At 64.2% G+C, this 24273-nt stretch carries 19 protein-coding genes; 10 read left to right on the forward strand and 9 right to left on the reverse strand.

Annotated features, from left to right (window positions below; translation table 11 throughout):
* The first annotated feature begins 138 nt into the window (after positions 1 to 138).
* The 3 genes from uraH (at position 139) to CKW13_RS04720 (ending at position 10064) form a co-directional block, all read left to right on the forward strand.
* On the forward strand, positions 139 to 492 hold the full coding sequence (gene uraH, locus CKW13_RS04710; protein WP_095107433.1) for a hydroxyisourate hydrolase: 354 nt from the start codon (positions 139 to 141) through the stop codon (positions 490 to 492).
* Between the two features lie 184 nt (positions 493 to 676).
* A complete protein-coding gene (locus CKW13_RS04715) occupies positions 677 to 5884 on the forward strand; it encodes a dermonecrotic toxin domain-containing protein (protein ID WP_095107434.1) in 5208 nt (1735 codons plus the stop codon).
* 91 nt (positions 5885 to 5975) lie between these two features.
* The gene (locus CKW13_RS04720) at positions 5976 to 10064 is read left to right on the forward strand and encodes a dermonecrotic toxin domain-containing protein (RefSeq protein WP_141233952.1); all 4089 of its coding nucleotides are present in this window, start codon (positions 5976 to 5978) and stop codon (positions 10062 to 10064) included.
* Between the two features lie 6 nt (positions 10065 to 10070).
* On the opposite strand, the gene CKW13_RS04725 is transcribed toward CKW13_RS04720, so the two are convergent.
* The 3 genes from CKW13_RS04725 to CKW13_RS04735 form a co-directional block, all read right to left on the reverse strand.
* Positions 10071 to 10697, reverse strand: coding sequence for a LysE family translocator (locus CKW13_RS04725; protein WP_095107436.1), 627 nt, complete (start codon positions 10695 to 10697; stop codon positions 10071 to 10073).
* A 78-nt stretch (positions 10698 to 10775) separates the two neighbouring features.
* On the reverse strand, positions 10776 to 12125 hold the full coding sequence (locus CKW13_RS04730) for an NCS2 family permease (RefSeq protein WP_095107437.1): 1350 nt from the start codon (positions 12123 to 12125) through the stop codon (positions 10776 to 10778).
* 326 nt (positions 12126 to 12451) lie between these two features.
* A complete protein-coding gene (locus CKW13_RS04735) occupies positions 12452 to 12886 on the reverse strand; it encodes a MarR family winged helix-turn-helix transcriptional regulator (RefSeq protein WP_095107438.1) in 435 nt (144 codons plus the stop codon).
* A gap of 83 nt (positions 12887 to 12969) precedes the next feature.
* Here CKW13_RS04735 and CKW13_RS04740 point away from each other — a divergent pair, with 83 nt between their 5' ends.
* Positions 12970 to 14127: a PLP-dependent aminotransferase family protein gene (locus CKW13_RS04740; RefSeq protein WP_095107439.1), complete on the forward strand. Its 1158-nt coding sequence runs from the start codon at positions 12970 to 12972 to the stop codon at positions 14125 to 14127.
* A 40-nt stretch (positions 14128 to 14167) separates the two neighbouring features.
* Here the strand turns inward: CKW13_RS04740 and CKW13_RS04745 are convergent, their stop codons facing one another.
* The 5 genes from CKW13_RS04745 to CKW13_RS04765 form a co-directional block, all read right to left on the reverse strand.
* Positions 14168 to 14539, reverse strand: a complete 372-nt coding sequence (locus tag CKW13_RS04745) for a glutathione S-transferase N-terminal domain-containing protein (RefSeq protein WP_095107440.1) — start codon at positions 14537 to 14539, stop codon at positions 14168 to 14170.
* A 100-nt stretch (positions 14540 to 14639) separates the two neighbouring features.
* Positions 14640 to 15185, reverse strand: a complete 546-nt coding sequence (gene folE / locus CKW13_RS04750) for a GTP cyclohydrolase I FolE (protein WP_003204506.1) — start codon at positions 15183 to 15185, stop codon at positions 14640 to 14642.
* 76 nt (positions 15186 to 15261) lie between these two features.
* Positions 15262 to 15819: a Smr/MutS family protein gene (locus CKW13_RS04755; protein WP_095107441.1), complete on the reverse strand. Its 558-nt coding sequence runs from the start codon at positions 15817 to 15819 to the stop codon at positions 15262 to 15264.
* Between the two features lie 73 nt (positions 15820 to 15892).
* The gene (locus CKW13_RS04760; protein ID WP_095107442.1) at positions 15893 to 16213 is read right to left on the reverse strand and encodes a hypothetical protein; all 321 of its coding nucleotides are present in this window, start codon (positions 16211 to 16213) and stop codon (positions 15893 to 15895) included.
* A gap of 133 nt (positions 16214 to 16346) precedes the next feature.
* Positions 16347 to 16937 (reverse strand): cysteine hydrolase family protein, encoded by a 591-nt coding sequence (locus CKW13_RS04765; protein WP_095107443.1) that lies wholly within the window; start codon positions 16935 to 16937, stop codon positions 16347 to 16349.
* Between the two features lie 236 nt (positions 16938 to 17173).
* Between CKW13_RS04765 and prmB the strand changes: the two genes are divergently transcribed.
* Entirely contained in the window at positions 17174 to 18082 is a 909-nt protein-coding gene (prmB, locus tag CKW13_RS04770; protein ID WP_095107444.1) for a 50S ribosomal protein L3 N(5)-glutamine methyltransferase, read from the forward strand.
* 89 nt (positions 18083 to 18171) lie between these two features.
* On the opposite strand, the gene CKW13_RS04775 is transcribed toward prmB, so the two are convergent.
* Positions 18172 to 19566: a class II fumarate hydratase gene (locus CKW13_RS04775; protein WP_095107445.1), complete on the reverse strand. Its 1395-nt coding sequence runs from the start codon at positions 19564 to 19566 to the stop codon at positions 18172 to 18174.
* 192 nt (positions 19567 to 19758) lie between these two features.
* Here CKW13_RS04775 and CKW13_RS04780 point away from each other — a divergent pair, with 192 nt between their 5' ends.
* The 5 genes from CKW13_RS04780 (at position 19759) to CKW13_RS04800 (ending at position 24066) form a co-directional block, all read left to right on the forward strand.
* Positions 19759 to 20274 (forward strand): DUF2059 domain-containing protein, encoded by a 516-nt coding sequence (locus CKW13_RS04780; RefSeq protein ID WP_095107446.1) that lies wholly within the window; start codon positions 19759 to 19761, stop codon positions 20272 to 20274.
* Positions 20275 to 20282: 8 nt separating this feature from the next.
* Positions 20283 to 20582: a BolA family transcriptional regulator gene (locus CKW13_RS04785; protein WP_095107447.1), complete on the forward strand. Its 300-nt coding sequence runs from the start codon at positions 20283 to 20285 to the stop codon at positions 20580 to 20582.
* Positions 20583 to 20684: 102 nt separating this feature from the next.
* Positions 20685 to 21623: a rhodanese-related sulfurtransferase gene (locus tag CKW13_RS04790; protein ID WP_095107448.1), complete on the forward strand. Its 939-nt coding sequence runs from the start codon at positions 20685 to 20687 to the stop codon at positions 21621 to 21623.
* A gap of 36 nt (positions 21624 to 21659) precedes the next feature.
* Complete coding sequence (locus tag CKW13_RS04795) at positions 21660 to 22262, forward strand: DsbA family protein (RefSeq protein WP_176465063.1); 603 nt, start codon at positions 21660 to 21662, stop codon at positions 22260 to 22262.
* Positions 22255 to 24066, forward strand: coding sequence for an ABC transporter ATP-binding protein (locus tag CKW13_RS04800; RefSeq protein WP_095107450.1), 1812 nt, complete (start codon positions 22255 to 22257; stop codon positions 24064 to 24066). The genes CKW13_RS04795 and CKW13_RS04800 overlap by 8 nt, the downstream gene beginning before the upstream one ends.
* Positions 24067 to 24273 lie beyond the last annotated feature (207 nt).

Below are 24273 nucleotides of genomic sequence, written 5' to 3' on the forward strand. Positions count from 1 at the left end.
ACAATTTTTGTTGAAAGTGTCTTAATCAGCTCCGCGCCGCACCTTTTCACGATCTGAAACGGTGCGGCCTCCACATTTCACTGACTCCGGGAGGCGCGAGGCCTGGCGGTACACACCGCACAAGGGCCCGCAGAATCAATGGGACGTTTGACTACTCACGTATTGGATGCCGCACACGGTTGCCCTGGCAGCTCGATCAAGGTCGAGCTGTATCGGGTCGAGGGTTCGCAGCTGGAATTGGTCGCCAGCACGCTGACCAACGCCGATGGCCGTTGCGACGCGCCGCTGCTGCAAGGCGGGGACTACCGCACGGGCGTTTACCAACTGCAATTCCATGCCGGCGATTACTACCGCGCCCGTAGTGTGGCACTGCCCGAGCCGGCGTTTCTGGATGTGGTGGTGCTGCGTTTTGGCATCAGCGCCGAGCAGGAGCACTACCACGTGCCGCTGCTGATTTCGCCCTACAGCTATTCGACCTACCGAGGTAGCTAAACCCCAAGCTAGCCATCTCACTTAAAGAAGCTTTCGCGCATCGAGCTTCTCTGGTCTTTCGCCCGCTCACACTGCGGGCTTTTTTTCGCCCGGGATTTACCGTGGCCCAGGCGTTAACTATCTAGGGCACGGCGCGCTGCGTGGGGTTTTAGGCTCGGGTTTTGACTGCGCGAAGAGGCCCGATATGACCCCACCGACCACGCCTTTGGCCGAGCCCGGCGACCACCTGCCGTGGCTTGAGCACGACGGGTTTCAGGCGCGCGTGCGCGATTGCCTGACCCGCCGCCTCGAAGAGGCCGCCCACCCCAGCCGCTTTATCAACGACCTGCACGCCGCGCACCTGCGCTGCAGCGAAGCGGCCCGTGCCCTGCGGCGCCTGATCGAGCGGGCGCCGCGTATCGCAACGTGGGTGGGCGAGGCGGTGCAACAGCACTTGGGCCTGGCTCCCGAGACGGTGTTGTTTCTGGAACCCGATGCCCCTGACGCCCCCCGGTTATCGGCAAGCGCCTTAGAGTGGGCGTTGCGCCTGATGCGCCAGCCTCCCGGGGACGAGACTGCGCCCGAAGGCACCCGCGCCCGCCTCCTGGCGCTGGATTTACGCACGCAGGTGCAGGCGGCCACCGACCAGTATTGGGCGCAACTGGCGGACGGCGCCCGGCATTCGCGCACGGCGCAATGGCGGGCGTTGTACCGCAGCCTGTTGGCGGACAAGGCGTTTATCGCCCACCAGTTGTACGAGTTGTCCGAGACCGGGTTCGACCTGGTCCAGCGTTTGCTCGACGCCCCCACGCCCGAGGATCGCGCCCTGGCCGGCGGGCCCTGGGCCCAGGTGCAGGTGCGCGAGTTGGTATGGGCTGGGGAGGGCCAGGCCCGGGTGGCCATTGGCGGTGCGCTGCATATCGCCTATGCCCCCGGCGCCGAGCACAGCCAGCAAGTGGTGTACGTGCCGGGGCTGACGCGCGAGTTCCATGAGTTTGCCTCCCTGGCCGAGCTGGAGTTCAAGCTGCCCGCGTTGCTCAATGGCCACGATCAGGCCCGGCTGTGGCAGCGCCTGCCCCTGCGTTGGCGTACTGACCTGCTTGATGCTCGCTTCCGCCAGCCGATGCCGTTCAGCTTTACCCCGGTGGCCTTGATTGCTGGCGACGCCGTGGGCGACAGCGCCAGTAGCCTGCTGCACCTGCAAAGGGACAACGAACTGGCCTGTGCCCTGGGCATCGACCTGGCCTGGCTGAGCATCCGCGGCGACACGCCCCCGGAGCAGGGATTGGCCCCGCTGATCGCCCACGTGGAGGCCGACCGCAGCGCAGGCGTGGGCTGTCCGAACCTGCGTCGGGCCTTGGAGCACCTCCTGGGCTGGGACGAGCAACGCCGCGCGCGGGAGATCAGCTTCGATGCCCTGGCCGCGAGCCTGGCGGTGCGCACCCGCGAGCACGCGGTGCGGCGCTACGAAAACGGCCTGCTGGGCCTGCTGGACAGCGCTGACCCGGCGGCCGAGACCGAAGCCTTCAGTCAGTGGGTGGTCTTGCAGGAGCACTGGCAGGCGCGAGTGACGCAATTGCATGACTACATCGAGCAACAGGTCGCGCGCTTCGATCAGCGCCCGTTCTGGAATGAAAAGGCGAAGGCCGGGCATAGCCACGCGGTGCTGCACCTGGTGCTGCAACGCCAGGCCCTGCGAGATGAGATGCGGCTGCAACAGCGCCTGAACCTGATCGACAGCGCAGCGTTGGACCTGCTGAGCGAAGTGCTCGATGAGTCGTTCGCCACTCGCCGTCCGGCCAGTGATACCCGCGCCCTGCACATCAGCGTCGGCCAACCGTTGTGCCAACTTACCGGCGCCTTCGTGGTGACCACCGCCCAGGCACTGGCGGACCACAGCGTGGGGCAACCGGTGCTGTTGTATGTGGGGGGCGGGCAGGGTGGCCTCACCCCATTCGCCTCGCTGGCGCAACTGAGCAGCGCCCTCGACGCCAGCCTTAACAGCCCCGACGGCTCGGTGCTGTGGGATTGCATCGGCCGCCATGAACGCGCTGGCGTGCGGGTGCAGGTCGCGGCGTTGGGCGCTGGGCGAAAACTGGAGGTGGCTTATGGGGTGATCGAGGAACAGGTGCTGGGCTATAGCTTCAAAGGGTTGGTGAAGGGCTTTTTCAAGACTCTCAAGTGGCTCGACGAGGGTGGCCAGCCCTTCAGTGAAGTCAGCGACGCCAGCTTGGCGTTGGGGTTGTTGCGCCGCGAACTGGCCGAGCGCTTGGCGGCGCCGAGCAGCGCCGCGCGGGATGTGGCGCTGGTCAACGTGCGCCTGCTGCGGCTCGCCGCCGAGCACCGCAAGACCCTGGCACCGTGGTTTGCAGGCGCCGACGCCGCGACGCGCCGGCGCTACCGGCATCTGTTGCAGCACTACCTGGCCAACGCCCAGGCACTGGAACATGAACTGCTGGAGCGTCTACCGGGTTTTGATACCTATGCCCGCGCGGCCTTGCTCGCGCGCCTGACCCGGGACGGGCTCTACCCCGGCCTGGATATCGACCAGCCTCTATTCGACATGCCTGACGATGTCAGCCGCCCCTGGCAATCCCACCCACAAAGCCCCGCCGGGGACTCGGGGCCGGTGGAGCGGGTCAGCCAGGAGCGCACCACCTACAGCCTGTTGCAACTGGCCGTGCATAACCTCGACCCTGCCGCGCCCTGGACCCTATGGCGCCTCAACCACACGGTGTACCTGGACCCGGCCTGGAAAACCCGGCTCTCGCCTGCGTACTTGATCGACACCCTGTCGGACCTGAACCTGAGCGGGCGCTATGAACGCCTCATCGAGCAGGCCTTCTACGGCGATGGCACGGCAGCCGCGGGCGAGCCGCTGGTTAAGGCGCTGCTGCAGCGGGTCTTGAAGCAGCGCGCCCAGGTGGAGTTGTACAGCGCCCGGGAACAAGGCCTCTCGGCCAACGCTCAGAGCCTGTTCACCACTGCCCTGGCGGCGCGCACCGCGGCGGACCTGGAGCGCAACGGCCATCGCCTGCAATTGGCGTTTATCCACCTGGCCGGCGCCACGTCGCAAAAGGCGCGACATGTGGCGGAGGTGCTACTGATTCACGACCAGGTGTCATCCGTGTGGGTGCTCTATTGGCCGGGGGTTCAAGGCCATCCGGCCATCACCGCCCACGCCAGTGAGCAAGAGGCCTTGCAGGCACTGATGCAACGCTGTGCCGCGCCGCCCTATGTCACGGAGTTGGCCCAGCGGGTGGCCGCCGGTTGGGAGGCGCAGGCCATCGAGAGTTATCCGGGGACGGTCCGCACGGTCGCCCCGCCCTTGGCCTGGGACCAGGAACTGGAGCAACTGCGGCGGCTGCTTTTTCCCAATCATTTGGACAGGATGTGGATGGTGGCCAAGTCCACATCGCTGTGGTTAAACGATGTGAATGTGTTCCCGGTGGTCACCCTGCAAGACATCGAAAACGAGATCGCCAAGCAGCGGGCCAACGCCCCCGGCCAGTGGCTGGGCGTCACACCGACCAGCGGCCATGACGTGCTGCAGGTGTTGGCCCACGCCCAGGTGCTCAAGCGCCAGCGGCGCGTGCGCGCAAGTGGTAACTCGGGCCAAGCGCTGGATGAGTACCGCGAGTGGCGTCTGGACGAGCAATCGGCGGCGCGGGTGCGTGGGCTACTGGGCCTGGTGCCGATACTCGGATCGCTGGTGCAGGTTTACGAATTGCTGCTGGCGATCCGCCGGCTGTATCACAGCGGCAATGCCCACGATGGCGTGGACGTGGTCTACCTGGCGCTCATGGTGGCCGTCGACCTGGCGCTGATCCTCTATCCACCGGCCAAGGCCGGTACAGCGGCCAAATTGCGCCCAGCGCCCGCCCTAAGCCTGCTGCGCAAACGCCAGGCGTTGCACAACCAGGGCCATTCCAGCCTGGCGGTGCCGACGCGGGCCAAGCCCCTGCCAGGACTGCAACGCTATCAAAAGTCCCTCGACGCCGAGGGCGCCATCGTCCTGCGCGGCCCTTTCGACAAGGGCACCCAGGTCAAGCATGGCCAGCAGTTTCTGGTCGATGGCGACGCCCGTTACCCGGTCTACCGGCGCAAGGGCGAGCCCTTTGTGCGCTTGAGAAAAACCGACGCCAGCAGCGCTGATGAACTGATTCTGTACCTCGACGAACCCGGTGAACGGCTGCTGGGTGCCGATGCCCCCGAACCTCAACCTGGGTCCAGCCGCGCCGCGACGCGCCAGGCTACCCCCGGTTGGCGGCCCTGGGACAGCCCCACCACCGGCACCGAATGGCGCATGCCCGCGCAGCCGCCAGTGTTGCGTGTGTGGTTGCAGCCGCCCCTGGCATCGACCCATTGGCACGCCTGGGGGTTGACCCTGGCCGACAACCCGCCCCACGAAGTCCTGCCGGCGCGCCAGTTGTTCCGGGTGATGGGGCGTCGGCCCTATGACGCAGTGAAGATCGGCGAGTACTACTATGAAGTGCTGCCCAACGGCTCGAAAATCCCCGAAAAAACCCTTTTCCTCAGGCGAACCGAAACCACAAGCGGCAATGCCATCAATGATTTGAGTCGCTGGCTGGGGCGCGACACCGCTCAGCAAGCCATTCCCATGACCTTTGAAAGCAATGGCCAGTGGCAGGCCCGTACGCCGTTGTTCACCCGCACCATCAGCGACTCGGTGCGGGGGGCGTTCCCCGGGATAACCCGGCTCAGTGGCCGGTTTGCCGCCGAGCGCCTCATCGAACAAGCGGACTACGGGCGCCTGAGCACCGCCACGCGCCTGCTCAACCTTCGCGACACCCTCGACCGCTGGCAGGCGTCCATGGTCGCAGGCACGGCCCAAACCGACGACCTGCTGCGCCTGCTCAGGCCCACCGACCGCCAGTCGAGAACCGGTATCTACATGGGCGCGGCGACGGACGGCCCGGGTTTTCATCGCCTGGATTTCGACCTGCCGCTGCCGTTGCCTAGTGCACAGGAGATGCAGTTGCCGCGCTCGCAGGCAAGGTCCATGGCGGCCCAGGACGCCGTCAGGACCATCCTGCAACGCCAAGGCTTCGTGGTGCGGGACGTGTTCAAGGGCTACTCATCGACGCTGGTCAATTTTGTCTGCACCCACCCGGCGTCCAACAATCTCTATTTCATACTCACTCGCTGGGTCGACCGGGGCTGGGTTGACCTGACCTCCCGCAACGAGTTTTTCCAGCTTTCCAATGGGTGGTTCGAGCTGCAGTTTCGCTCCCGGCGTAGATCCATCGACGATGTGTGGGGCCCGGTGAAAGAGGCGATGGAGCAACAGCGCCTGGTCAGGCTTCTGGGTGGCATCCATGGCGGCCCGGACCCGAGCTACGCCACGGTGTACTTCGTGAAAATGGGCAGCACCGATTATCGGCCGCTGTGACGGGCGGACCCTGGCGATATCTATGTAAAGACCTTTGGCGAAGCGGCGTCGGCATGCTGAACGGACTCAACCTCGTTTAGGGATTTTGAACATGACGACACCTTCCGTTTTGCCGGCCGCCCCCATCAAGGTTTCTGCCCTGCGCAGTGCCTCGACCCAGGTGCGCCTGTTGGACACGTTGACGCGCCTGGATGGCGAGTTACGCACGCTGCTGGCGGGGCAGCCGAGCTTCGACAGCATGGCGCAAGAGGCCTGGGCGATGACCTTTTCGCGGGCGCCATTAATGAGCCAGTGTTTTGTCTGGCGCGAACTCAAAGAGTTGGGCGACAGCGTGAACGAACTGCGCGAGGTCATGCAGGCGCCCCGGGTGACGGACGAGTTGCATGAGCGCATGCGCCTGGGGCGACCGCAGACCTACGCGGCGACCGCGACCCAACTGCTCGATACCCAGGGCGAGGCCATCGCGGATCTGGACATGGCGGCGTTCGAGAACTTCATCAACCGCCTTGGCGGCGATGCCGCGGGCCACTATCGCCAGGCCCTGGACCGCTACTGGAGCGCACCGCGGGCACCGTCCTCGGCGCAGACCCGCCAGGCGCGGCTGCTGGAGATCCGCCGCGAACAGTTACAGGCTGAAGTCGACCTGCTGTATGCCGATGAAACCCTGGCGGCGCCCAACAAGAGCCTGGCCGAGCAGGTGCTGCTGTACCCCTCGGCGGCTGTGCGCAAGGCCTTGCCGGTGTCGTTGCGCCCCGCACTCTATGAGGTGGCATTGCAGGTAGGGGAGCGGCGTATGCCTGTGGCGGGTGCCTTTATCATCACCGAGCGCGATGGCAATGCGGTCAAGGACATCAGCGGTGTGTATTCCATCGCGCAAACAACGGTCGCCAGCGACTTGGCGCCGGAAGCGGACACCGGCGCGGCGCTGCTCTACAGCCCAGGCCGGGGCCTGGAGGAGTTTGACTCCCTCAAGGCCCTGGACGAGGCCCTCAAGCGGCGCTGGCAGGCCGCGAGCGAGTTCGAGTTCGTCTTCCAGTCGCTGGCCCGCGCCGACGTTGCGCGGGTGCAAGCGTTGGCCGCGCCGGCATTGCGCTACCGCGAGCTGGCAGAAGATGTGTTCGAGCAAACCTGGCAAACCCTGCGCGCCACCCAACTCGCTAACCTGAGTCACGCCCTGGAGCAGGCCCATAGCGACCCGGACGCGGACTGGGAGCAAGCCCTCACCCAAGCCGTTGCCATGGAACACACCTTGCAAGGCCGCGATGTGCTGGCGGCCCGCGAGCAAAAACGCCTGGCCAAGGGCCTGGCGGGTTGGCTCAAGGGGGCTTCGGCCGAGGACCGCGACCAGTGGCTGAACGCGGTGGCCGACTACCGCGAGCAGGTACAGGGCACGGAGCTGCAGGGCTTGCCTTCCCTCGCCCAATTCGGCGACCGCGCGTTGCTCCTGGCCTATGCCCGGCAGGAAGTGATGCCCTATGTGCAACTGCATTACGGGGTGCAGATCGACCCGGACAAGGTGCTGATTACCACCACCAAGGCCTACCAGACCGGGCCGCTGATCCCGCCCGGCGCCTCGGCCTACAGCACGGCCATGAGCCTGGACCGCACCGGGCCGACCCTGACCCTGGTGCACAACACCCGCAGCCTGACGGCCCTGCTGCTGGAGAATGTGGGCGCGCTGGACATCGACTACGCCTTGACTGCGCGCATTTCTGGCGACGCCAAGGGGTTGTCTAGCGCCGAGGTGAAAGACATCGTGCGGGCGCTGAACATCGGCCAATCCTACGAGCGCTTTCTGCGTGAACGCCTGCTCCATGGCCCCCAGGCCCAAGCGGACCAGGAGCGCTTCGCGGCGCTGATGGCCGCGCAACTGCGGGTGGACCTGTTGGAGGCGAAAATCAGCGGGGCGTTCGCCCATGACCGCCAGGCCCGAGGGTTCGGTTGGGTCAACAGCGTGCTGGAGCACCCGGTGGACGATGACCGGCGCCTTGCGGTCGAGGGCCATCGCATCCAGGTCCAGCAGTTGCTGGTGCAGGGCGCGACCTTGCTTGACGTCCTGGTGTTCGCCCCGACGGCAGTGCAGTCGGTGCCGTCGCTGGTCATCTATACGCCTCAGGCACCGGGCGGCGTGCGTTTTCGTGAATACGAAAGCCGTGCGGCCCTGGTGGCCGGGTTGTTGTCTGACAGCCACCTGCGGGACTACTTCGTCAGCCGTGCGGCGCTGACCGCCCGCCCCGAGGTGGCGCGCCTGTTACAACGAGGCGTGCGGGGCACGGAGTTGGCCTTGCAACCGATCAAGGGGGATTTTCTGCACCAGGCCTACGCGGCGCAGGTGGAGCGCCTGCTCGCCGATGTCGACGCCCAGAGCACCACCACCGGGGAAAGCGACCGCGATACCAGCCTGGATGTACTGGAAGCCGTGTTGGACGTGGTGTCGTCTGCATTGCCGCTGAAAATCCTCGCGCCGCTGGCGCTGGGCCGCAGCCTGTTGGCGGTGTGGAATGGCATCGACGCTTTGCGCCGCGAACAGTACGAGGAGGCCCAGGGCCAGTTCTTACGGGTCATCACCCACTTTGCCGATCTTGCGTCCGATGTCGCCCAACCGCCCACCGGCCGGGTCCGCCGCCCGACCGTCCTGAACCCGCGGTTCGCAGTGGGCAAGAAGCCCGAACCCCTGACCCTGCGCAGCGATGGTGTCTACGAAAACCTGCCCGCCCAGGGCGGTTTCGCCCGTTACTTCATCGAAGACGCGGGGCGTTGGTTCCAGCTCCAGCGCGATGACCTGACCTGGCGCCTGGTGGATATGCGCCGCCCCGGTGCCTATTACAAACGGCCCGTGGCCCGCCAGGCCGACGGCACCTGGCGCTACGCCGATGCGCCGGGGCTCAAGGGCGGTGGTAAAAGCTTTATCGCCCCCACGCGGTTACAGGTGGCCTTTCCGCGGTTTTCCTTGAAAGAGGCGCGGGTCTACCTCGATCAGTTCCGCTTTCCCGAGGCCCGCCAGCGCCGCATGGAGTTGGACCTGGCCGAGGACCTGATCCGTACCCGCGGCACCCTGCCGGATTGGGCCAAGCCGTACTTTCATGGGCATGTCAGCCAACCCCAGCCCTCCACCAGTGCCGGCCCCTCCAAACGCCCGGCCTTGCCAGCGGTGGTGACGCCGCCCAAGCGGCCACGGCCCGACACGGGGCAAGATTGGACCACTTGGGGGCAGGTGCTGGAGGGGCGTGACCTGAACCGGGTCAGCGACTTGGAAACGGCTATGCCGGTGTATCGGGTGGTGAGCAAGGATGGTATTTACCCGGCGATCGAAATTGATGGCAGCTACTACGAAATCCTTCCCGACGGCCCCAGCCCCAGGGCCGGTAGCGTGTTTCTCAAGCCGCCGTCCTGGGCCGGCGACGACCTGCAAGGCGTGTGGCAAAAAGTGGCGCTCGACCCCAGCGACCAACCGCGCCTGGTGACTTTCAAGGCCGGTGTCGGTTGGAAGGTGGCGCTGCCGCTGTTCCACAAGCCTTTGCACAGGTTCATCGATGACCTGTACCCCAACTTGACCACCCAGTCCCTCTGGGTATTGGCCGAACGGCTGTTTCAGGTGGCAGACGCCGAGTCTGTCGGGGAATTGACCGCCACGCGCCTGCTCAACACCTCCTACACCCTGCATGCCTGGCGGGCGAAGACAGCCGCGCCGGTGGCGAGCATGAGCGATCCGTTGACCTTGTTGGCCGAAGCGCGGCTGCTTTCGGGGCGCACGCACTCCATCAGCTCCGAAAGCCGCCTCGACACTTTTCGTCGGCTGAACTTCCGTCTCGACGAGGAGGACATCAAAGCACAGGGCTACCTGCCGATGGGCGATATTGGCTTTACCGACCGGATTTTGAGCCGCAATGGCTATCAGCTGCAGGCCGGGGTCACCGACTTGAACATGATGATGTTCACCCGCCCAGGGTCGCAGACGGTGTACCTAATGTTGTTCCGCGACATCATCGGCCGGGGCCTGTACGTACCTATCGTGGGGCGCTGGGTCGAGGCATTCGTCGAAAAATGCCGCAACCCGGACGCCGTACAAAGGCTGCGCACGGCTCAGAGCGAGGGCCGCGTGGCCAAGTTCATGGTTGGTGTGCAAACCGTGGAAGAGCCGGTCTTCTTTGTGGTGCGTGTCGACGACAGCCTGTCCTGACGTGGCCTAGCGGCTGAGCAGCGAGGCCGCCCCGGCCCCGCTGAACAGCCCGGCGCTGACGCGGTTGAACCAACTCTGGCCCTTGCCGCTGCGCAGGTAACGCGCAGCGCCATGGGCCCCCAGGCCATAGGCCAGCTTGCACAGCAGGTCGAGCACGGTCCAGGTGGCGATCATCACCAGCAACTGCGGCAAAAAGGCGTGTTCGGCGCTGAGAAACTGCGGCAAAAATGCCGCAAAAAACAGGATGTCCTTGGGGTTGCTGGCCCCCAGCACAAAGGCGCGGCCAAACAGGCTGCGAAAACGCGGGGCGATGGCGGCTTGGGGCACCTGGGCCGCCCGGGCCGGTTGCCGCGACTGCTGCCAGCTCTGCCAGGCGAGGTAGAACAGGTACAGCGCGCCAACGATTTTCAGGGCGCTGAACAGCTGCTCCGAGGCCAGCAACAGTGCGCCCAGGCCCAGGGCCGAAGCGCTCAACAGGCAGATCGACGCCACCACACCCCCGAGAAACGCCGGGTACGAACGCAGCAAACCGTAGTTCAGGCTGTTGCCGATCATCAGCAACGACAGCGGGCCGGGGATGAGAATCACCACCAACGCCGCGCCACTGAACAACAACCAGGTTTCCAGACTCATAGCATTACTCCAGCTTTTAGTTGTGAGCGGCAAGCGGCAAGTTAAGAGCTTGCGGCGTGCCGCTGCCTTTTCCCGTTTTTAAAGAAAGACGAATTTGGCGATGAAGATTGCGCACAGCACCCACAGGCTCACCGAGATTTCCTTGTGTTTTCCGGTGCCGGCCTTGAGTGCCACGTAGGTGATAAAACCCAGGGCGATGCCGTCGGCCACCGAGAAGGTCAGGGGCATCATGATTGCCGTGACGATGGCCGGGATGGCGTCGGTGGCTTCGTCCCATTCGATATGGGCCATGCCGCCCATCATCAGCATCGCCACGTAGATCAGTGCGCCGGCAGTGGCGTAGGCGGGGATCATCCCGGCCAGTGGGGCGAAAAACATCGCCGCAATGAACAGCACGCCCACGGTGACGGCCGTGAGCCCGGTGCGCCCCCCGGCGGCCACGCCGGCGGCACTTTCCACGTAACTGGTCACCGGCGGCACGCCGACCACCGCGCCGAACACGCTGGAGGCGCTGTCGGCCTTCATGGCGCGCGAGAGGTTTTCGATGCGCCCTTGCGCGTTCACCAGCCCGGCCCGTTGCGCCACGCCCATCAGGGTGCCGGCGGTGTCGAACATGTGCACAAAAAGGAACGCCAATACCACGCTAATCATGCTGATATTGAATACACCGGCCACGTCCATGGCCATCCAGGTCGGCGCCAGGCTCGGCGGCGCCGACAGGATGCCGCTGTACTGCACCAGGCCCAGGCCCCAACCCGCCAGGGTCACGGTGATGATGCTGATAAGGATGGCGCCGAACACCCGGTGGTAACTGAGGATGGCGATCATCAAAAAGCACACCGCCGCCAGCAGCGGGCCGGGTTCGCGCAGGGAGCCGAGCTTTATCAGGGTGGCCGGGCTATCGACGACGATGCCGGCGGTTTTCAGGCCGATCAGCCCCAAGAACAGCCCCACGCCGGCGCCCATGGCATAGCGCAGGCTGACCGGGATGCTGTTGAGCAGCCATTCGCGGATGCGTGAAAAGGTCAGGAACATGAACAGCACGCCGGAGACGAACACCGCGCCCAGGGCCGTTTCCCAGTGGTAGCCCATGGTGCCGACCACGGTGTAGGTGAAAAACGCGTTCAGCCCCATGCCCGGCGCCAGGCCGACCGGCCAGTTGGCGTACAGGCCCATCAACAGGCAACCGAGGGCGGCGGCGATGCACGTGGCGACGAAGGCCGCACCGTGGTCGATGCCGGCGTCGGCCATGATGTTGGGGTTGACGAAAATGATGTAGGCCATGGTGATGAACGTGGTCAGCCCGGCGATCAGTTCGGTTTTCACCGTGGTGCCATGGGCGTTCAACTTGAACAGGCGTTCCAGCCAGCCCTGGCGTAGCGGCGGCGAAAGATCCAGCGTCGGGGATTGGGGTTTGCGGCTATCCACAGCGAGTACTCCTCAAGCGTTTTATTGTTATTTCCAGAGCCGGGCACGCACGGGTGGGCAGCGGCTCTTTGAGGTGAGCATGGCTGGCGGGTTTTATTGACTTATTGGTCAGGAACTCGCACGAAGCGAATTATGCTTTTGTATACAAATAAAGCAATTAATGTTTTAGATTGTGTATCCGAAAAATGACGAAAGGCCAACCCTCTGTAGCAAGCGGGCTTGCCCGCGCTCGGCCGCGTAGTGGCCGTAAACGCGCTCGGCTTGAAAGGGATTGGGCCTGCTGCGCACCCCAGCGCGGGCAAGCCCGCGTGCTGCACGGCGCCGGTTCAGGGGCGTTCGGCGAGAGCTTTGTTCACCGTCAACCAGCCATCCACCGCCGCTTCGCCGGCCTGGGCGAACACCCGCTCCAGCAGTTTCACTTGTTCACGGCGCAGGGCCTGCTCGAAACGGGCGCCGTCCTCGGTCAACTCCAGCAGGCGTTTGCGCTTGTCGGCCTGGCTGGCGACGCTGCTGACCAGGTGCATTTCCTGCAATTGGCGCAACGGCATGTTCAGCGCCTGCTTGCTCACCCCCAGCAGGGCCAGCAGTTGGGTGACGCTCAGGTGGGGGTGCAGGGCGATGAAAAACACGATGCGCTGATGTACCCGGCTCAGGCCCCGGCGTTCGAGCATTTCGTCGGCCTTGGCGGTAAACGCCTGGTAGCCGAAGAAAAACGCCTGCATGGCGGCTTGTTGCGAGGCGCAGTGTTTAAGGTCAAGCATATTGACGTATCCGTGGCGGGCGGCGTAATTTCGGTCAAGCAGTTTGACGTATTTTTCTCCGCCTTCGCTACCGGTGACTCTCCATGGCTTTCTCTGAACGTGTGTCGCGCCTTAAAGGTTCCTTGATCCGTGAAATCCTCGCTGCGGCCCAGCGTCCGGAGGTGATGTCCTTCGCCGGTGGGTTGCCGGCCGAAGCCATGCTGCCCCAGGTGCAATGGCAGGACATGCCGCGCAGTATCGGCCAATACGGCATGAGCGAAGGCGAGCCGGCCCTGCGCGAACTCCTCGCCGCCCAGGCGCGGGCGCTGGGGGTGCCGTGCGAGGCGAGCCAGGTGCTGGTGGTCAGTGGTTCGCAGCAAACCCTGGACCTGGCCGCCAAGCTGTACATCGACAAGGGCACCGAAATCCTCCTGGAAGCGCCGACCTACCTGGCGGCGTTGCAGATTTTCCAGCTGTTCGGCGCCGACTGCCTGACCGTGCCCCAGCAGGCCGACGGCCCGGACCTGGCCTGCCTGCGCGAACGGCTGGAGCGCCATCGCCCGGCCTTCATCTACCTGATCCCGACCTTCCAGAACCCCTCGGCGGTGCGTTACAGCGAAGCCAAGCGCGATGGCGTGGCGGCGTTGCTCGATGAGTTTGGCGTGACCCTGATCGAGGACGAGCCGTACCGCGAACTGACCTTCGACGGTGGCCAGGCCACGCCCATTGTCAGCCGCTTGAAAAATGCCAGTTGGATCTATACCGGCACAGTGTCCAAGACCCTGCTGCCTGGGCTGCGGGTGGGTTACCTGATCGCCAGCCCGGACCTGTTCCCCTATCTGCTCAAACTCAAGCAGAGCGCTGACCTGCACACCAACCGCGTCGGCCAGTGGCAGGCGCTGCAATGGTTGGGCAGCGAGAAGTACACCGAACACTTGAGTGAGCTACGCAGCTTTTACCGTGTGCGCCGCGATGCCTTCCAGCAGGCGTTGGAGCGCCACTTCGCCGACCTGGCTGACTGGCAGGTACCGCAGGGGGGGCTGTTTTTCTGGTTGACCCTCAAGCAACCGCTGGACACGCGCACCTTGCTTGCGGCGGCGCTGGCGGCGGACGTGGCGTTCATGCCAGGCGAGCCGTTCTTCCCGCAGCCGGAGGAAAACCTGGGGCACCTGCGGCTGAACTTCAGCCACATCGCCCCTGAGCGCCTGGACGAGGGCCTCAAGCGTTTGGCGGCGGTGGTGCGCCAGGGGTTGTTGCAGTAGCAAGCGGGCTTGCCCGCTTGCTACGACGAGAAGGGGGTAGTCAAACCGCCGCGAAGCGCTTGTCCAGGTAGTCGATGATGACCTTGGACTCGTACATCCAGGTGACCTGGCCGTTTTCTTCGATGCGCAGGCATGGCACTTTGACCTTTCCGCCGTGTTCGAGCAGGGCCTGGCGGTCCTGTTCGTTGTTCTTCGCGTCGCGCAGCGCCACCGGCACGTTGAGGCGGCGCAGGGCGCGGCGGGTTTTTACGCAAAACGGGCAGGCGTGGAACTGATACAGGGTCAGGTCCTTGGCGGCGGCATTGACCTGAGCCTGGACGGCGGCGGGGCGCTGCTTCTTGCCGGGGCGGGTGAGGAAGTCGATGAAGATAATGATCTGGCCGAGGCCGACTCGAAGGGCTTTGACGAACACGATGGTGGCCTCACGGGGCAGGGTTTGCGGGGGCGCAGCTTACCTGATTTTTCAGGGGCGAAAAAAAACCGGCGCTCGATGCCGGTTTTTTGGGGGCGTATCACTTGATAAGGCTGAGGAACTCGCTGCGGGTGGCGGCGTTTTCGCGGAACTCACCCAGCATCACCGAGGTAATCATCGACGAATTCTGTTTCTCCACACCGCGCATCATCATGCACATGTGCTTGGCCTCGATCACCACGGCCACGCCCAGGGCGCCGGTCACTTGCTGCACCGCGTCGGCGATCTGGCGGCTGAGGTTTTCCTGGATCTGCAGGCGGCGGGCGTACATGTCGACGATCCGCGCCACCTTGGACAGGCCCAACACTTTGCCGCTGGGGATGTACGCCACATGGGCCTTGCCGATGAACGGCAGCAGGTGGTGTTCGCACAATGAGTACAGCTCGATGTCCTTCACCAGGACCATTTCGCTGTTATCGGAGCTGAACAGGGCACCGTTGGTGACCTCTTCCAGGGTTTGCTCATAACCACGGCAAAGGTACTGCATGGCTTTGGCAGCGCGTTTTGGCGTGTCGAGCAGGCCTTCGCGAGAGACGTCCTCGCCCAATTGGCCGAGGATCGCCGTGTAATTCTGTTCCAGGGACATGAAACTACCTGTGGTTTTTACGCAAACGGCAAGGGTACGGGGGCGGGGCGGGCGCTGCAAGCCTGGTGATACGGCTTTACTCGTCGCGGCCTTCCATCATGGTGCGCTTGAGCATCACGTACACCGCGCCGGCGCCGCCGTGGCGGGCCTGGCAGGAAGCGAAGCCGAGCACCTGGGGGTGCTGGCGCAGCCAGGTATTGACGTGGCTCTTAATCATCGGCCGCTTGCCGTCCAAGCGCACGGCCTTGCCGTGGGTCACGCGGGCGCAGCGGATCTCGAACTGGGTGGCTTCGGCGAGGAACGCCCACAGGGTTTCGCGGGCCTTTTCCACGTTCATACCGTGCAGGTCAAGGCTGCCCTCGAATGGGATCTGGCCGGCCTTGAGCTTGCGCATCTGGCTGTCCTGGACGCCGTCGCGGGCCCACATCAACTCGTCTTCGGGGCCGACGTCGATCACGAATTGATCGGACAAGCCGTCCACGGTGGTGGCATCGGTGCGGATGGTCGCCGCTTGGCGCAGCTTGGCGATCTGCGCGCGGTCGGCCTTGGGTTTGCCTGTTTCGGCGCGGTCGTGCTTGATCGGCTTGACGCCTTGGATCGCGCTTTTGAACAGGGAAAAATCGTCGTCTTGCATGTCAGCCTCCGCGAAGGGCGGCTAGTCTACCCAACTCCCGCGCGATCGCGCAGGACAAAACGCAGCGCCGCCCTCAGTCATTCTTTTTCATCAGGTGCGGGGCCATGTTCAGTTCGTGGTAGCGGCGGCGATGGCGACGGCAGCGGCGCCACAACCAGACCCCAACGTACAACAGCACCAGGCCCAAGCCCAGCAACACGCCGGAACCGGCCGCGCTGGCATTCAACTCGCCCAGCGCGGGCGGGCGGCCCAACAGGCTGGCGGCCCCGGCCATGGCCAGCAGCACGCCGAACGTTGCCAACAGCGCGGCAAAACCGGCGCTCAGGCGAAAACGCCAGTTGCTCGGGCCTTTTGGGCGCAGGCGGCGGGCGTCAAATCCATCGGATATTTTCATTCCGACCATTCCTCAATGGGTATCGGCCCTTCGACCGGAAGTCGTGCGGGTGGTTCCTGAAGCTAAGCCATTTGGCGGGAATGAGAGGCTTTTGCGGATGAGCGGCCAGCGTGCCGCTCACCGGGGGAGGCGGTCAGATCAGGTCTTTGGTCTGCGCCAGGGTGGCGAAGTTGTCGGCCATGATCGCCATTTCAGTCTGCTGCACGTGCTCGGCCGTCAGCACACCGCCCTTGTAGGGCAGGTCGCGGGTGGCGCAGGCGTCTTCGACCAGGGTGCAGCGAAAGCCCAGGTTCTTGGCGGCGCGCACCGTGGTGCTGACGCTGGAGTGGCTCATGAAACCGCAGACGATCAGGTCCAGGGAGCCCAGCTCTTGCAGGCGTTTTTCCAGCTCGGTGCCGTGGAAGGCGCTGGGCAGCAGCTTACCGATGATGGTTTCGTCGCCTTGCGGCTCCAGGCCCGGGATGAATTCACCGCGCTCGCCCTGGGGGTCGAACAGGCCGCCGACGGTGCCCAGGTGGCGCACGTGCACCACCGGCCGGCCGGCAGCCCGGGCGGCAGCGAGCAGTTGCTGGATGTTTACGACGGCAGCGTCCATGCCGGACAGGGCCAGGGGGCCGCTGAGGTATTCCTTTTGGGCGTCAATGATGACCAGGCTGGCATGGCTCAAATTGGCCGGTGCGTAACCGCGGCCGCTGAGTTGAAACATCGTCTTTGGAACGGACATTCTGGGGCTCCTTCGGGTGGGGCTTTTGGGGCATTGTCCTCTGGCTGAGCGGTTCTGTGAATCGCTACCAACGTAAGCTACGTGGTTGTTGGCTTACAGCGATGTCAAGGGGCGCTTGCGTTCAACCAAAAACGGCTGCCTGGGATTTTTCCTACTTTTCTCGAGCTGTTTTCATGCGTCGTCGGCGGACGTTTTGGCTGTTAGAATCACCGGTCGTTTTTTCTGGAGTCTGTTCCGTGATTACTTCCCGTCTGCGCACGTTGCGCGACCACATCCGTTGGGCCGTCAGTCGTTTTCATGGGGAGGATCTGTTTTTCGGCCATGGCACCGACAATGCCTGGGACGAAGCCCGCCAACTGGTACTCGGCGCCGTGCACCTGCCCTGGGAAATCGCGGACAGCTACCTCGATTGCCGCCTCGAAGACGACGAACTGATCCACGTGCAGCACCTGCTGCACCGGCGTATCGAAGAGCGCGTGCCCACCGCCTACCTGCTGGGCGAGGCGTGGTTCTGCGGCCTGTCGTTCATCGTCGATGAGCGCGTGCTCATCCCCCGTTCGCCCATCGGTGAGTTGATCGAAAAACGCTTCGAGCCCTGGCTGGGCAGCGAGCCGGCCCGCATTCTCGACCTGTGCACCGGTTCCGGTTGTATCGGTATTGCTTGCGCCTATGAGTTCCAGAACGCTGAAGTGGTGCTGGCCGATCTGTCGTTCGAGGCCCTGGAAGTGGCCAACCAGAACATCGAGCGCCATGGCGTGGATGAGCGGGTATTCACCGTACAGGGCGACGGCTTCGACGGTTTGCCGGGGCAGCGTTTCGACCTGATCGTGTCCAACCCGCCGTATGTGGACGCCGAAGATTTCGCCGACATGCCCGACGAGTACCAGCACGAACCGGAACTGGCCCTGGCCTGTGGCGACGATGGCTTGAACCTGGTGCGGCGCATGCTCAGCGAAGCGGCGGACCACCTCACCGAAAAAGGTCTGTTGATCGTAGAAGTGGGCAACAGCCAGGTGCATGTTGAGGCCTTGTACCCGGGCGTCGACTTCGCCTGGCTGGACTTCGAGCGTGGCGGCCACGGTGTGTTCATGCTCACCGCCGAGCAATGCCGCGACCATCAGGCGCTGTTCGCCTCCAAGGTGTAAGTGCGCAACGCCTGCGTGCCTCGTGAACGAGGCGCAAAAAAAGAGGCCGCCACGGTAGTGGACGGCCTCTTTTTCATTCCCTCAGGGCTTCAGCCCTGTTTGCCGGCCTCCAGCATGTGTTCTGGTTTGACCCATTCGTCGAACTGCGCATCGGTCAGGTAGCCCAACTGCAACGCCGCTTCGCGCAGGGTCAGGTTTTCGCCATAGGCTTTCTTGGCGATCTCTGCGGCCTTGTCGTAGCCGATGTGCGGGTTCAGCGCGGTGACGAGCATCAGCCCGCGTTCCAGGTGCGCGGCCATTTGCACCGGGTCCGGCTCCAGGCCCGCCACGCAGTGTTCCTGGAAGTTGCGGCAGCCGTCCCCCAAGAGGCGGATCGATTGCAGCAGGTTGTGGATGATGACCGGTTTGAACACGTTCAGCTGCAAGTGCCCTTGGCTGGCGGCGAAACCGATGGTCACGTCGTTGCCCAGCACCTGGCAGGCGAGCATGGACAAGGCCTCGCACTGGGTCGGGTTGACCTTGCCCGGCATGATCGAGCTGCCCGGTTCGTTGGCCGGTAACTTGACCTCGGCGAACCCGGCCCGTGGCCCCGAGCCCAGCAGGCGCAGGTCGTTGGCGATTTTCATCAGGGCCACCGCCAGGGTTTTTAGCGCCCCGGAGAGGGCGGTCAGCGGCTCATGGCCGGCCAGCGCAGCGAATTTGTTCGGCGCGGTGATAAACGGCAAGCCGCTCAAGGCCGCCAGTTCGGCGGCGATGGCCTCGCCAAAGCCGTGGGGCGAGTTGAGCCCGGTGCCCACCGCGGTGCCGCCCTGGGCCAGTTCGTACACCGCCGGCAAGGCGCCGCGCAGGGCGCGTTCGGCGTAGTCGAGCTGGGCGATGAAGGCCGAAAGCTCCTGGCCGAAGGTGATGGGGGTGGCGTCCATCATGTGGGTGCGCCCGGTCTTGACCAGTTTCATGTGCCGCGCCGACTGCTCGGCCAGGCCCCCGGACAACTCGCGCAGGGCCGGCAACAGGTGCTCGTGCACCGCTTGCGCGGCGGCGATGTGCATGGCGGTGGGGAAGCAGTCGTTGGAGCTCTGGGAGCGGTTGACGTGATCGTTGGGGTGCACCGGGCTCTTGCCGCCACGGGGGTTGCCGGCCAGTTCGTTGGCGCGCCCGGCGATCACTTCGTTGACATTCATGTTGCTCTGGGTGCCGCTGCCGGTCTGCCAGACCACCAGGGGGAACTGTTCATCATGCTGACCGTCGATCACTTCGTCGGCGGCCTGTTCGATCAGGCGGGCGATATCGGCGGGCAGGTCGCCATTGCGGTCGTTGACCCGCGCGGCGGCTTTCTTAATCAGCGCCAGGGCGTGCACCACGGCGATGGGCATGCGTTCCTCGCCAATGGCGAAATTGACCCGCGAACGCTGGGTCTGCGCGCCCCAATAGGCGTCATCCGGGACTTCAACCTGGCCAAGGCTGTCAGTTTCGATACGGCTCATGGGTCTTACTCCTGTAGGTCGGGTTGCGCAGCTTAGGCTGCATGGGGTTGCCGGGGTTCCATCGGTCGCCTTTTGCGCCGTTGGCGCGTTGCAAATGAGAAGCGCCCCGCCCCGGGGTTGAGTGGCGGTGATTGTTAGGCGCAGAATGGTCGCCCTTGGGGTTTTACCTCGTCTGCTAGAAAAGGAAACTTGATGACTCGTCTTCGTGCGATCTGTACCGCGGTTGTTCTGGTTTGCGCAAGCGGCCAGGCGCTTGCCGACACCGCCAGCCACAACGCCAGTGCCGAGGCCTTCCTGACCCTGGCACACGCTGACAAGCTCGGCACGCCGGTGTACATGCAAGTGCAGCAAATGTTCGCCCAGCGCTTCGAGCAAACCAAGGCCCCGGCCTCCAAGCAAGCCCTGCTGGAAACCTATCAGGCCAAGGCCAATGCCGCCCTGGACAAAGCCATCGGCTGGAACAAGCTCAAGCCGGACATGGTCAAGCTCTACACCAGCAACTTCAGCGAGTCCGAGCTCAAGGACCTGGTCGCGTTCTACCAATCGCCGCTGGGCAAGAAAGTCCTGGAAAAAATGCCGCAGCTGACCCAGCAATCGGCCCAGTTGACCCAGGCCAAGCTCGAAAGCGCGGTGCCGGTGGTCAACAAGCTGTTGGCTGACATGACCGCCGAGCTGGAGCCTAAAGCCGCTCCCGCGAAGAAAAAGTAAGCAGGCCTATGAACATGCAGCAACGTATCGAAGCGGCACTCGCGGCCCTGAACCCCGAGCACCTGCAAGTGTTGGACGAAAGCCACATGCACAGCCGTGGGTTGCAAACCCACTACAAGGCCGTGCTGGTCAGCGAGCAATTCGCCGGGCTCAACAGCGTCAAGCGCCACCAGAAGGTCTACGCCACGCTGGGTGACCTGATGGGCCAATTCCATGCGTTGGCGCTGCACACCTATACGCCCGAAGAATGGGCACAAACCGGCGCGGCCCCGGCCTCGCCCACCTGTGCCGGCGGCAGCAAGCACTGACCTTGGGTTTTTGCTAGACTGCGCCACGCGCCGCTCAGTCGGCGCGTTTTTTTTGTCTATCCGGTTCACCCCTTGCGCGGGTAGCCACCTGGAGAATCACCCATGACACACCCCATTGTCGTGGCGGCACTGTATAAGTTCGTCACCCTCAACGATTACGTCGCCCTGCGCGAGCCACTGCTCAAGGCCATGGTCGATAACGGCATCAAGGGCACCCTGCTGATCGCCGAAGAAGGCATCAACGGCACCGTCTCCGGCAGCCGCGAAGGCATCGACGGGCTGATGGCCTGGCTCAAGAACGATCCGCGCATGGTCGATATCGATCACAAAGAGTCGTACTGCGACGAGCAGCCGTTCTACCGCACCAAGGTCAAGCTCAAGAAAGAGATCGTGACCCTGGGCGTCGAAGGGGTAGACCCGAACCGCCAGGTCGGTACTTACGTCGAGCCGCAGGACTGGAACGCGTTGATCGACGACCCCGAAGTGCTGCTGATCGATACCCGCAACGACTACGAAGTGGCGATCGGCACCTTTGAAGGCGCGATCGACCCGAAAACCACCAGTTTTCGGGAATTTCCCGACTACATCAAAGCCAACTTCGACCCGGCCCGCCATAAGAAGGTCGCCATGTTCTGCACCGGCGGCATCCGTTGCGAGAAGGCCTCCAGCTATATGCTCAGCCAGGGTTTCGATGAGGTGTTCCACCTCAAGGGCGGCATCCTCAAGTACCTGGAAGAAGTGCCCCGCGAAGAAACCAAGTGGCAGGGCGACTGCTTCGTGTTCGACAACCGCGTCACCGTGCGCCACGACTTGAGCGAAGGTGACTACGATCAATGTCATGCCTGCCGCACACCTGTTAGCGTCGAAGACCGGGCCAGCGAGCACTATGTGGCCGGCATCAGTTGCCCCCATTGCTGGGATAAGCTGAGCGAGAAAACCCGGCGCAGCGCCATCGACCGGCAAAAGCAGATCGAACTGGCCAAGGCCCGCAACCAGCCACACCCCATTGGCTACAACTACAAACAACCGTCCGAGGCCTGAACCATGTCCGCGCGCTTGCTCTATGTAATGGACCCCATGTGCTCCTGGTGCTGGGGTTTCGCCCCGGTCGCCGAGGCGTTGGTAGAGCAGGCCCAGGCCGCGGGCGTGGAGCTGCACCTGGTGATGGGCGGTTTGCGCAGCGGCAGCGGTTCGGCCCTGGAGCCGACCACCCGGCGCTACATCCTCGAACACTGGCAAGCAGTTAACGAGGCCACCGGCCAGCCGTTCAAGTTCGACGGCGCGCTGCCTGAGGGGTTTGTCTACGACACCGAACCTGCCTGCCGTGCCCTGGTCACCGCCCGGGGCCTGGCACCGGATTGTGCCTGGGCCCTGCTCAAGCTGATCCAGCAGGCGTTTTATGCTCACGGCCGCGACGTCACCCGCGCCAGCGTGCTGGTGGAATTGGCGGAGCAGGCCGGTTTGCCGCGCATTGAGTTCGCCGCCGCGTTCGACCGGATGGAGCAGCACACCGCCACCCTGGCCGACTTCGCTTGGGTCCAGGACCTGGGCATCGCCGGTTTCCCCACCTTGCTGGCCGAGCGTAATGGCCAACTGGCCTTGCTGACCAATGGCTATCAGCCGCTGGAGCAGTTGTCGCCGCTGTTGGGCCGCTGGCTGGAGCGCGCGGCCTGTGCATGATGGCGCCGAGCAACCCCGGCGCGCCGATCGGTTGAGTTGGGCGCACATCCGGCGCCTGGCCCAGCAGCATAAAAAATCCCTGTGGCTCGCCAACGGCGTCGCCGTGCTGGCGACCCTGTGCAGCGTGCCGATTCCGCTGCTGTTGCCGTTGCTGGTGGACGAAGTGCTACTGGGCAATGGCGACGCAGCCCTCAAGTTGATGAACCACGGCTTGCCGCAGGCTTGGCAGACTCCCGCCGGCTACATCGGCCTGATGCTCCTGGCCACCCTGACCCTGCGCTGTTTCGCCCTGGTGCTCAACGTGGTGCAGGCGCGTTTGTTCGTCGGCCTGGCCAAGGATGTGGTGTACCGCATCCGCCTGCGCTTGATCGAGCGCCTCAAGCGTATTTCCCTGGGCGAATACGAAAGCCTGGGCAGTGGCACAGTGACCACGCACCTGGTCACCGACCTGGACACCGTGGACAAGTTCGTCGGCGAAACCCTCAGCCGTTTCCTGGTGGCCATGCTGACCCTGGTGGGCACCTCGGCGATCCTGTTATGGATGCACTGGCAACTGGCGCTGCTGATTCTGCTGTTCAACCCTTTGGTGATCTACGCCACGGTGCAATTGGGCAAGCGGGTCAAGCACCTCAAAAAACTGGAAAACGACAGCACCTCGCGCTTTACCCAGGCCCTGACCGAAACCCTGGATGCCATCCAGGAAGTACGCGCCGGCAACCGCCAGGGCTTTTTCCTCGGCCGCCTCGGCCAGCGGGCCCGGGAAGTGCGCGATTACGCGGTCAACTCCCAGTGGAAGAGCGACGCCAGCAGTCGGGCCAGTGGCTTGCTGTTCCAGTTCGGTATCGACATCTTCCGTGCGGCGGCCATGCTCACCGTGCTGTTTTCCGACCTGTCCATCGGCCAGATGCTCGCGGTGTTCAGCTACCTATGGTTCATGATCGGCCCGGTGGAACAACTGCTGAACCTGCAATACGCCTACTACGCGGCGGGCGGTGCCATCACGCGCATCAACGAACTGCTGGCCCGTGCCGATGAGCCCCAGTACCCCGGCGGCGTCAACCCGTTCCAGGGCCGCGAGACGGTGGGCATCGAAGTGCGCGGCCTGAGTTTTGGTTATGGCGATGAACTAGTGCTGGACCAGATGAGCCTAGCCATTGCTCCCGGCGAAAAAGTCGCCATCGTCGGCGCCAGCGGCGGCGGTAAGAGCACCTTGGTGCAGTTGCTGCTGGGCCTGTACACGCCGCAGGCGGGGAGTATCCGCTTCGGCGGCGCGAGCCAGGAGGACATCGGCCTGGAAACCGTGCGCGAAAACGTCGCGGTGGTCCTGCAGCACCCGGCACTGTTCAACGACACGGTGCGCGCCAACCTGACCATGGGCCGCGAACGCAGCGACGAGGCCTGCTGGCACGCCCTGGAAATCGCCCAGCTCGACGGCACCATCCGCAACCTGGCCCAAGGCCTGGACAGCGTGGTCGGCCGCTCCGGGGTGCGTTTGTCCGGCGGCCAGCGCCAGCGCCTGGCCATCGCCCGCATGGTGCTCGCCGAGCCCAAAGTGGTGATTCTCGACGAGGCCACCTCGGCCCTGGACGCCGCCACCGAGTACAACCTGCACCAGGCCATGGCGCGGTTCTTGAGCGGGCGTACCACCCTGATAATCGCCCATCGCCTGTCGGCGGTTAAGCAAGCAGACCGGGTGCTGGTGTTTGACGGCGGGCACATCGCCGAAGATGGCGACCACCAGCAACTGATCGCCGACGGCGGCCTCTACGCCAAGCTCTACGGGCATTTGCAGCAGGTTCGCTGAAGCCCTTCGAGGGTGCCGCTCGCGCCCTAACTCCCTGAATACATGATGCAAACCTGGCGCTGGAATCCTGGCGCCTGACTGTAGGAGTTAAATCCATCTCGTGTCAGATATCTTGCCTTTGCATTGCTGAAAACTAGCCTAGGCTGTGCTGATTAGGAGAAAGAACCTCTCGGGTGTTCATCTGGCAGTGCTTATGCAAGGGACGTC

The sequence above is a fragment of the Pseudomonas sp. Irchel 3E20 genome (assembly GCF_900187645.1).
GTDB lineage: Bacteria > Pseudomonadota > Gammaproteobacteria > Pseudomonadales > Pseudomonadaceae > Aquipseudomonas.

Coding starts and splice junctions, on each gene's coding strand:
- uraH (WP_095107433.1), top strand. CDS start 139: ATGGGACGTTTGACTACTCACGTATTGGATGCCGCACACGGTTGCCCT.
- CKW13_RS04715 (WP_095107434.1), top strand. CDS start 677: ATGACCCCACCGACCACGCCTTTGGCCGAGCCCGGCGACCACCTGCCG.
- CKW13_RS04720 (WP_141233952.1), top strand. CDS start 5,976: ATGACGACACCTTCCGTTTTGCCGGCCGCCCCCATCAAGGTTTCTGCC.
- CKW13_RS04725 (WP_095107436.1), bottom strand. CDS start 10,697: ATGAGTCTGGAAACCTGGTTGTTGTTCAGTGGCGCGGCGTTGGTGGTG.
- CKW13_RS04735 (WP_095107438.1), bottom strand. CDS start 12,886: ATGCTTGACCTTAAACACTGCGCCTCGCAACAAGCCGCCATGCAGGCG.
- CKW13_RS04740 (WP_095107439.1), top strand. CDS start 12,970: ATGGCTTTCTCTGAACGTGTGTCGCGCCTTAAAGGTTCCTTGATCCGT.
- folE (WP_003204506.1), bottom strand. CDS start 15,185: ATGTCCCTGGAACAGAATTACACGGCGATCCTCGGCCAATTGGGCGAG.
- CKW13_RS04755 (WP_095107441.1), bottom strand. CDS start 15,819: ATGCAAGACGACGATTTTTCCCTGTTCAAAAGCGCGATCCAAGGCGTC.
- CKW13_RS04760 (WP_095107442.1), bottom strand. CDS start 16,213: ATGAAAATATCCGATGGATTTGACGCCCGCCGCCTGCGCCCAAAAGGC.
- CKW13_RS04765 (WP_095107443.1), bottom strand. CDS start 16,937: ATGTCCGTTCCAAAGACGATGTTTCAACTCAGCGGCCGCGGTTACGCA.
- CKW13_RS04775 (WP_095107445.1), bottom strand. CDS start 19,566: ATGAGCCGTATCGAAACTGACAGCCTTGGCCAGGTTGAAGTCCCGGAT.
- CKW13_RS04780 (WP_095107446.1), top strand. CDS start 19,759: ATGACTCGTCTTCGTGCGATCTGTACCGCGGTTGTTCTGGTTTGCGCA.
- CKW13_RS04785 (WP_095107447.1), top strand. CDS start 20,283: ATGAACATGCAGCAACGTATCGAAGCGGCACTCGCGGCCCTGAACCCC.
- CKW13_RS04790 (WP_095107448.1), top strand. CDS start 20,685: ATGACACACCCCATTGTCGTGGCGGCACTGTATAAGTTCGTCACCCTC.
- CKW13_RS04795 (WP_176465063.1), top strand. CDS start 21,660: ATGTGCTCCTGGTGCTGGGGTTTCGCCCCGGTCGCCGAGGCGTTGGTA.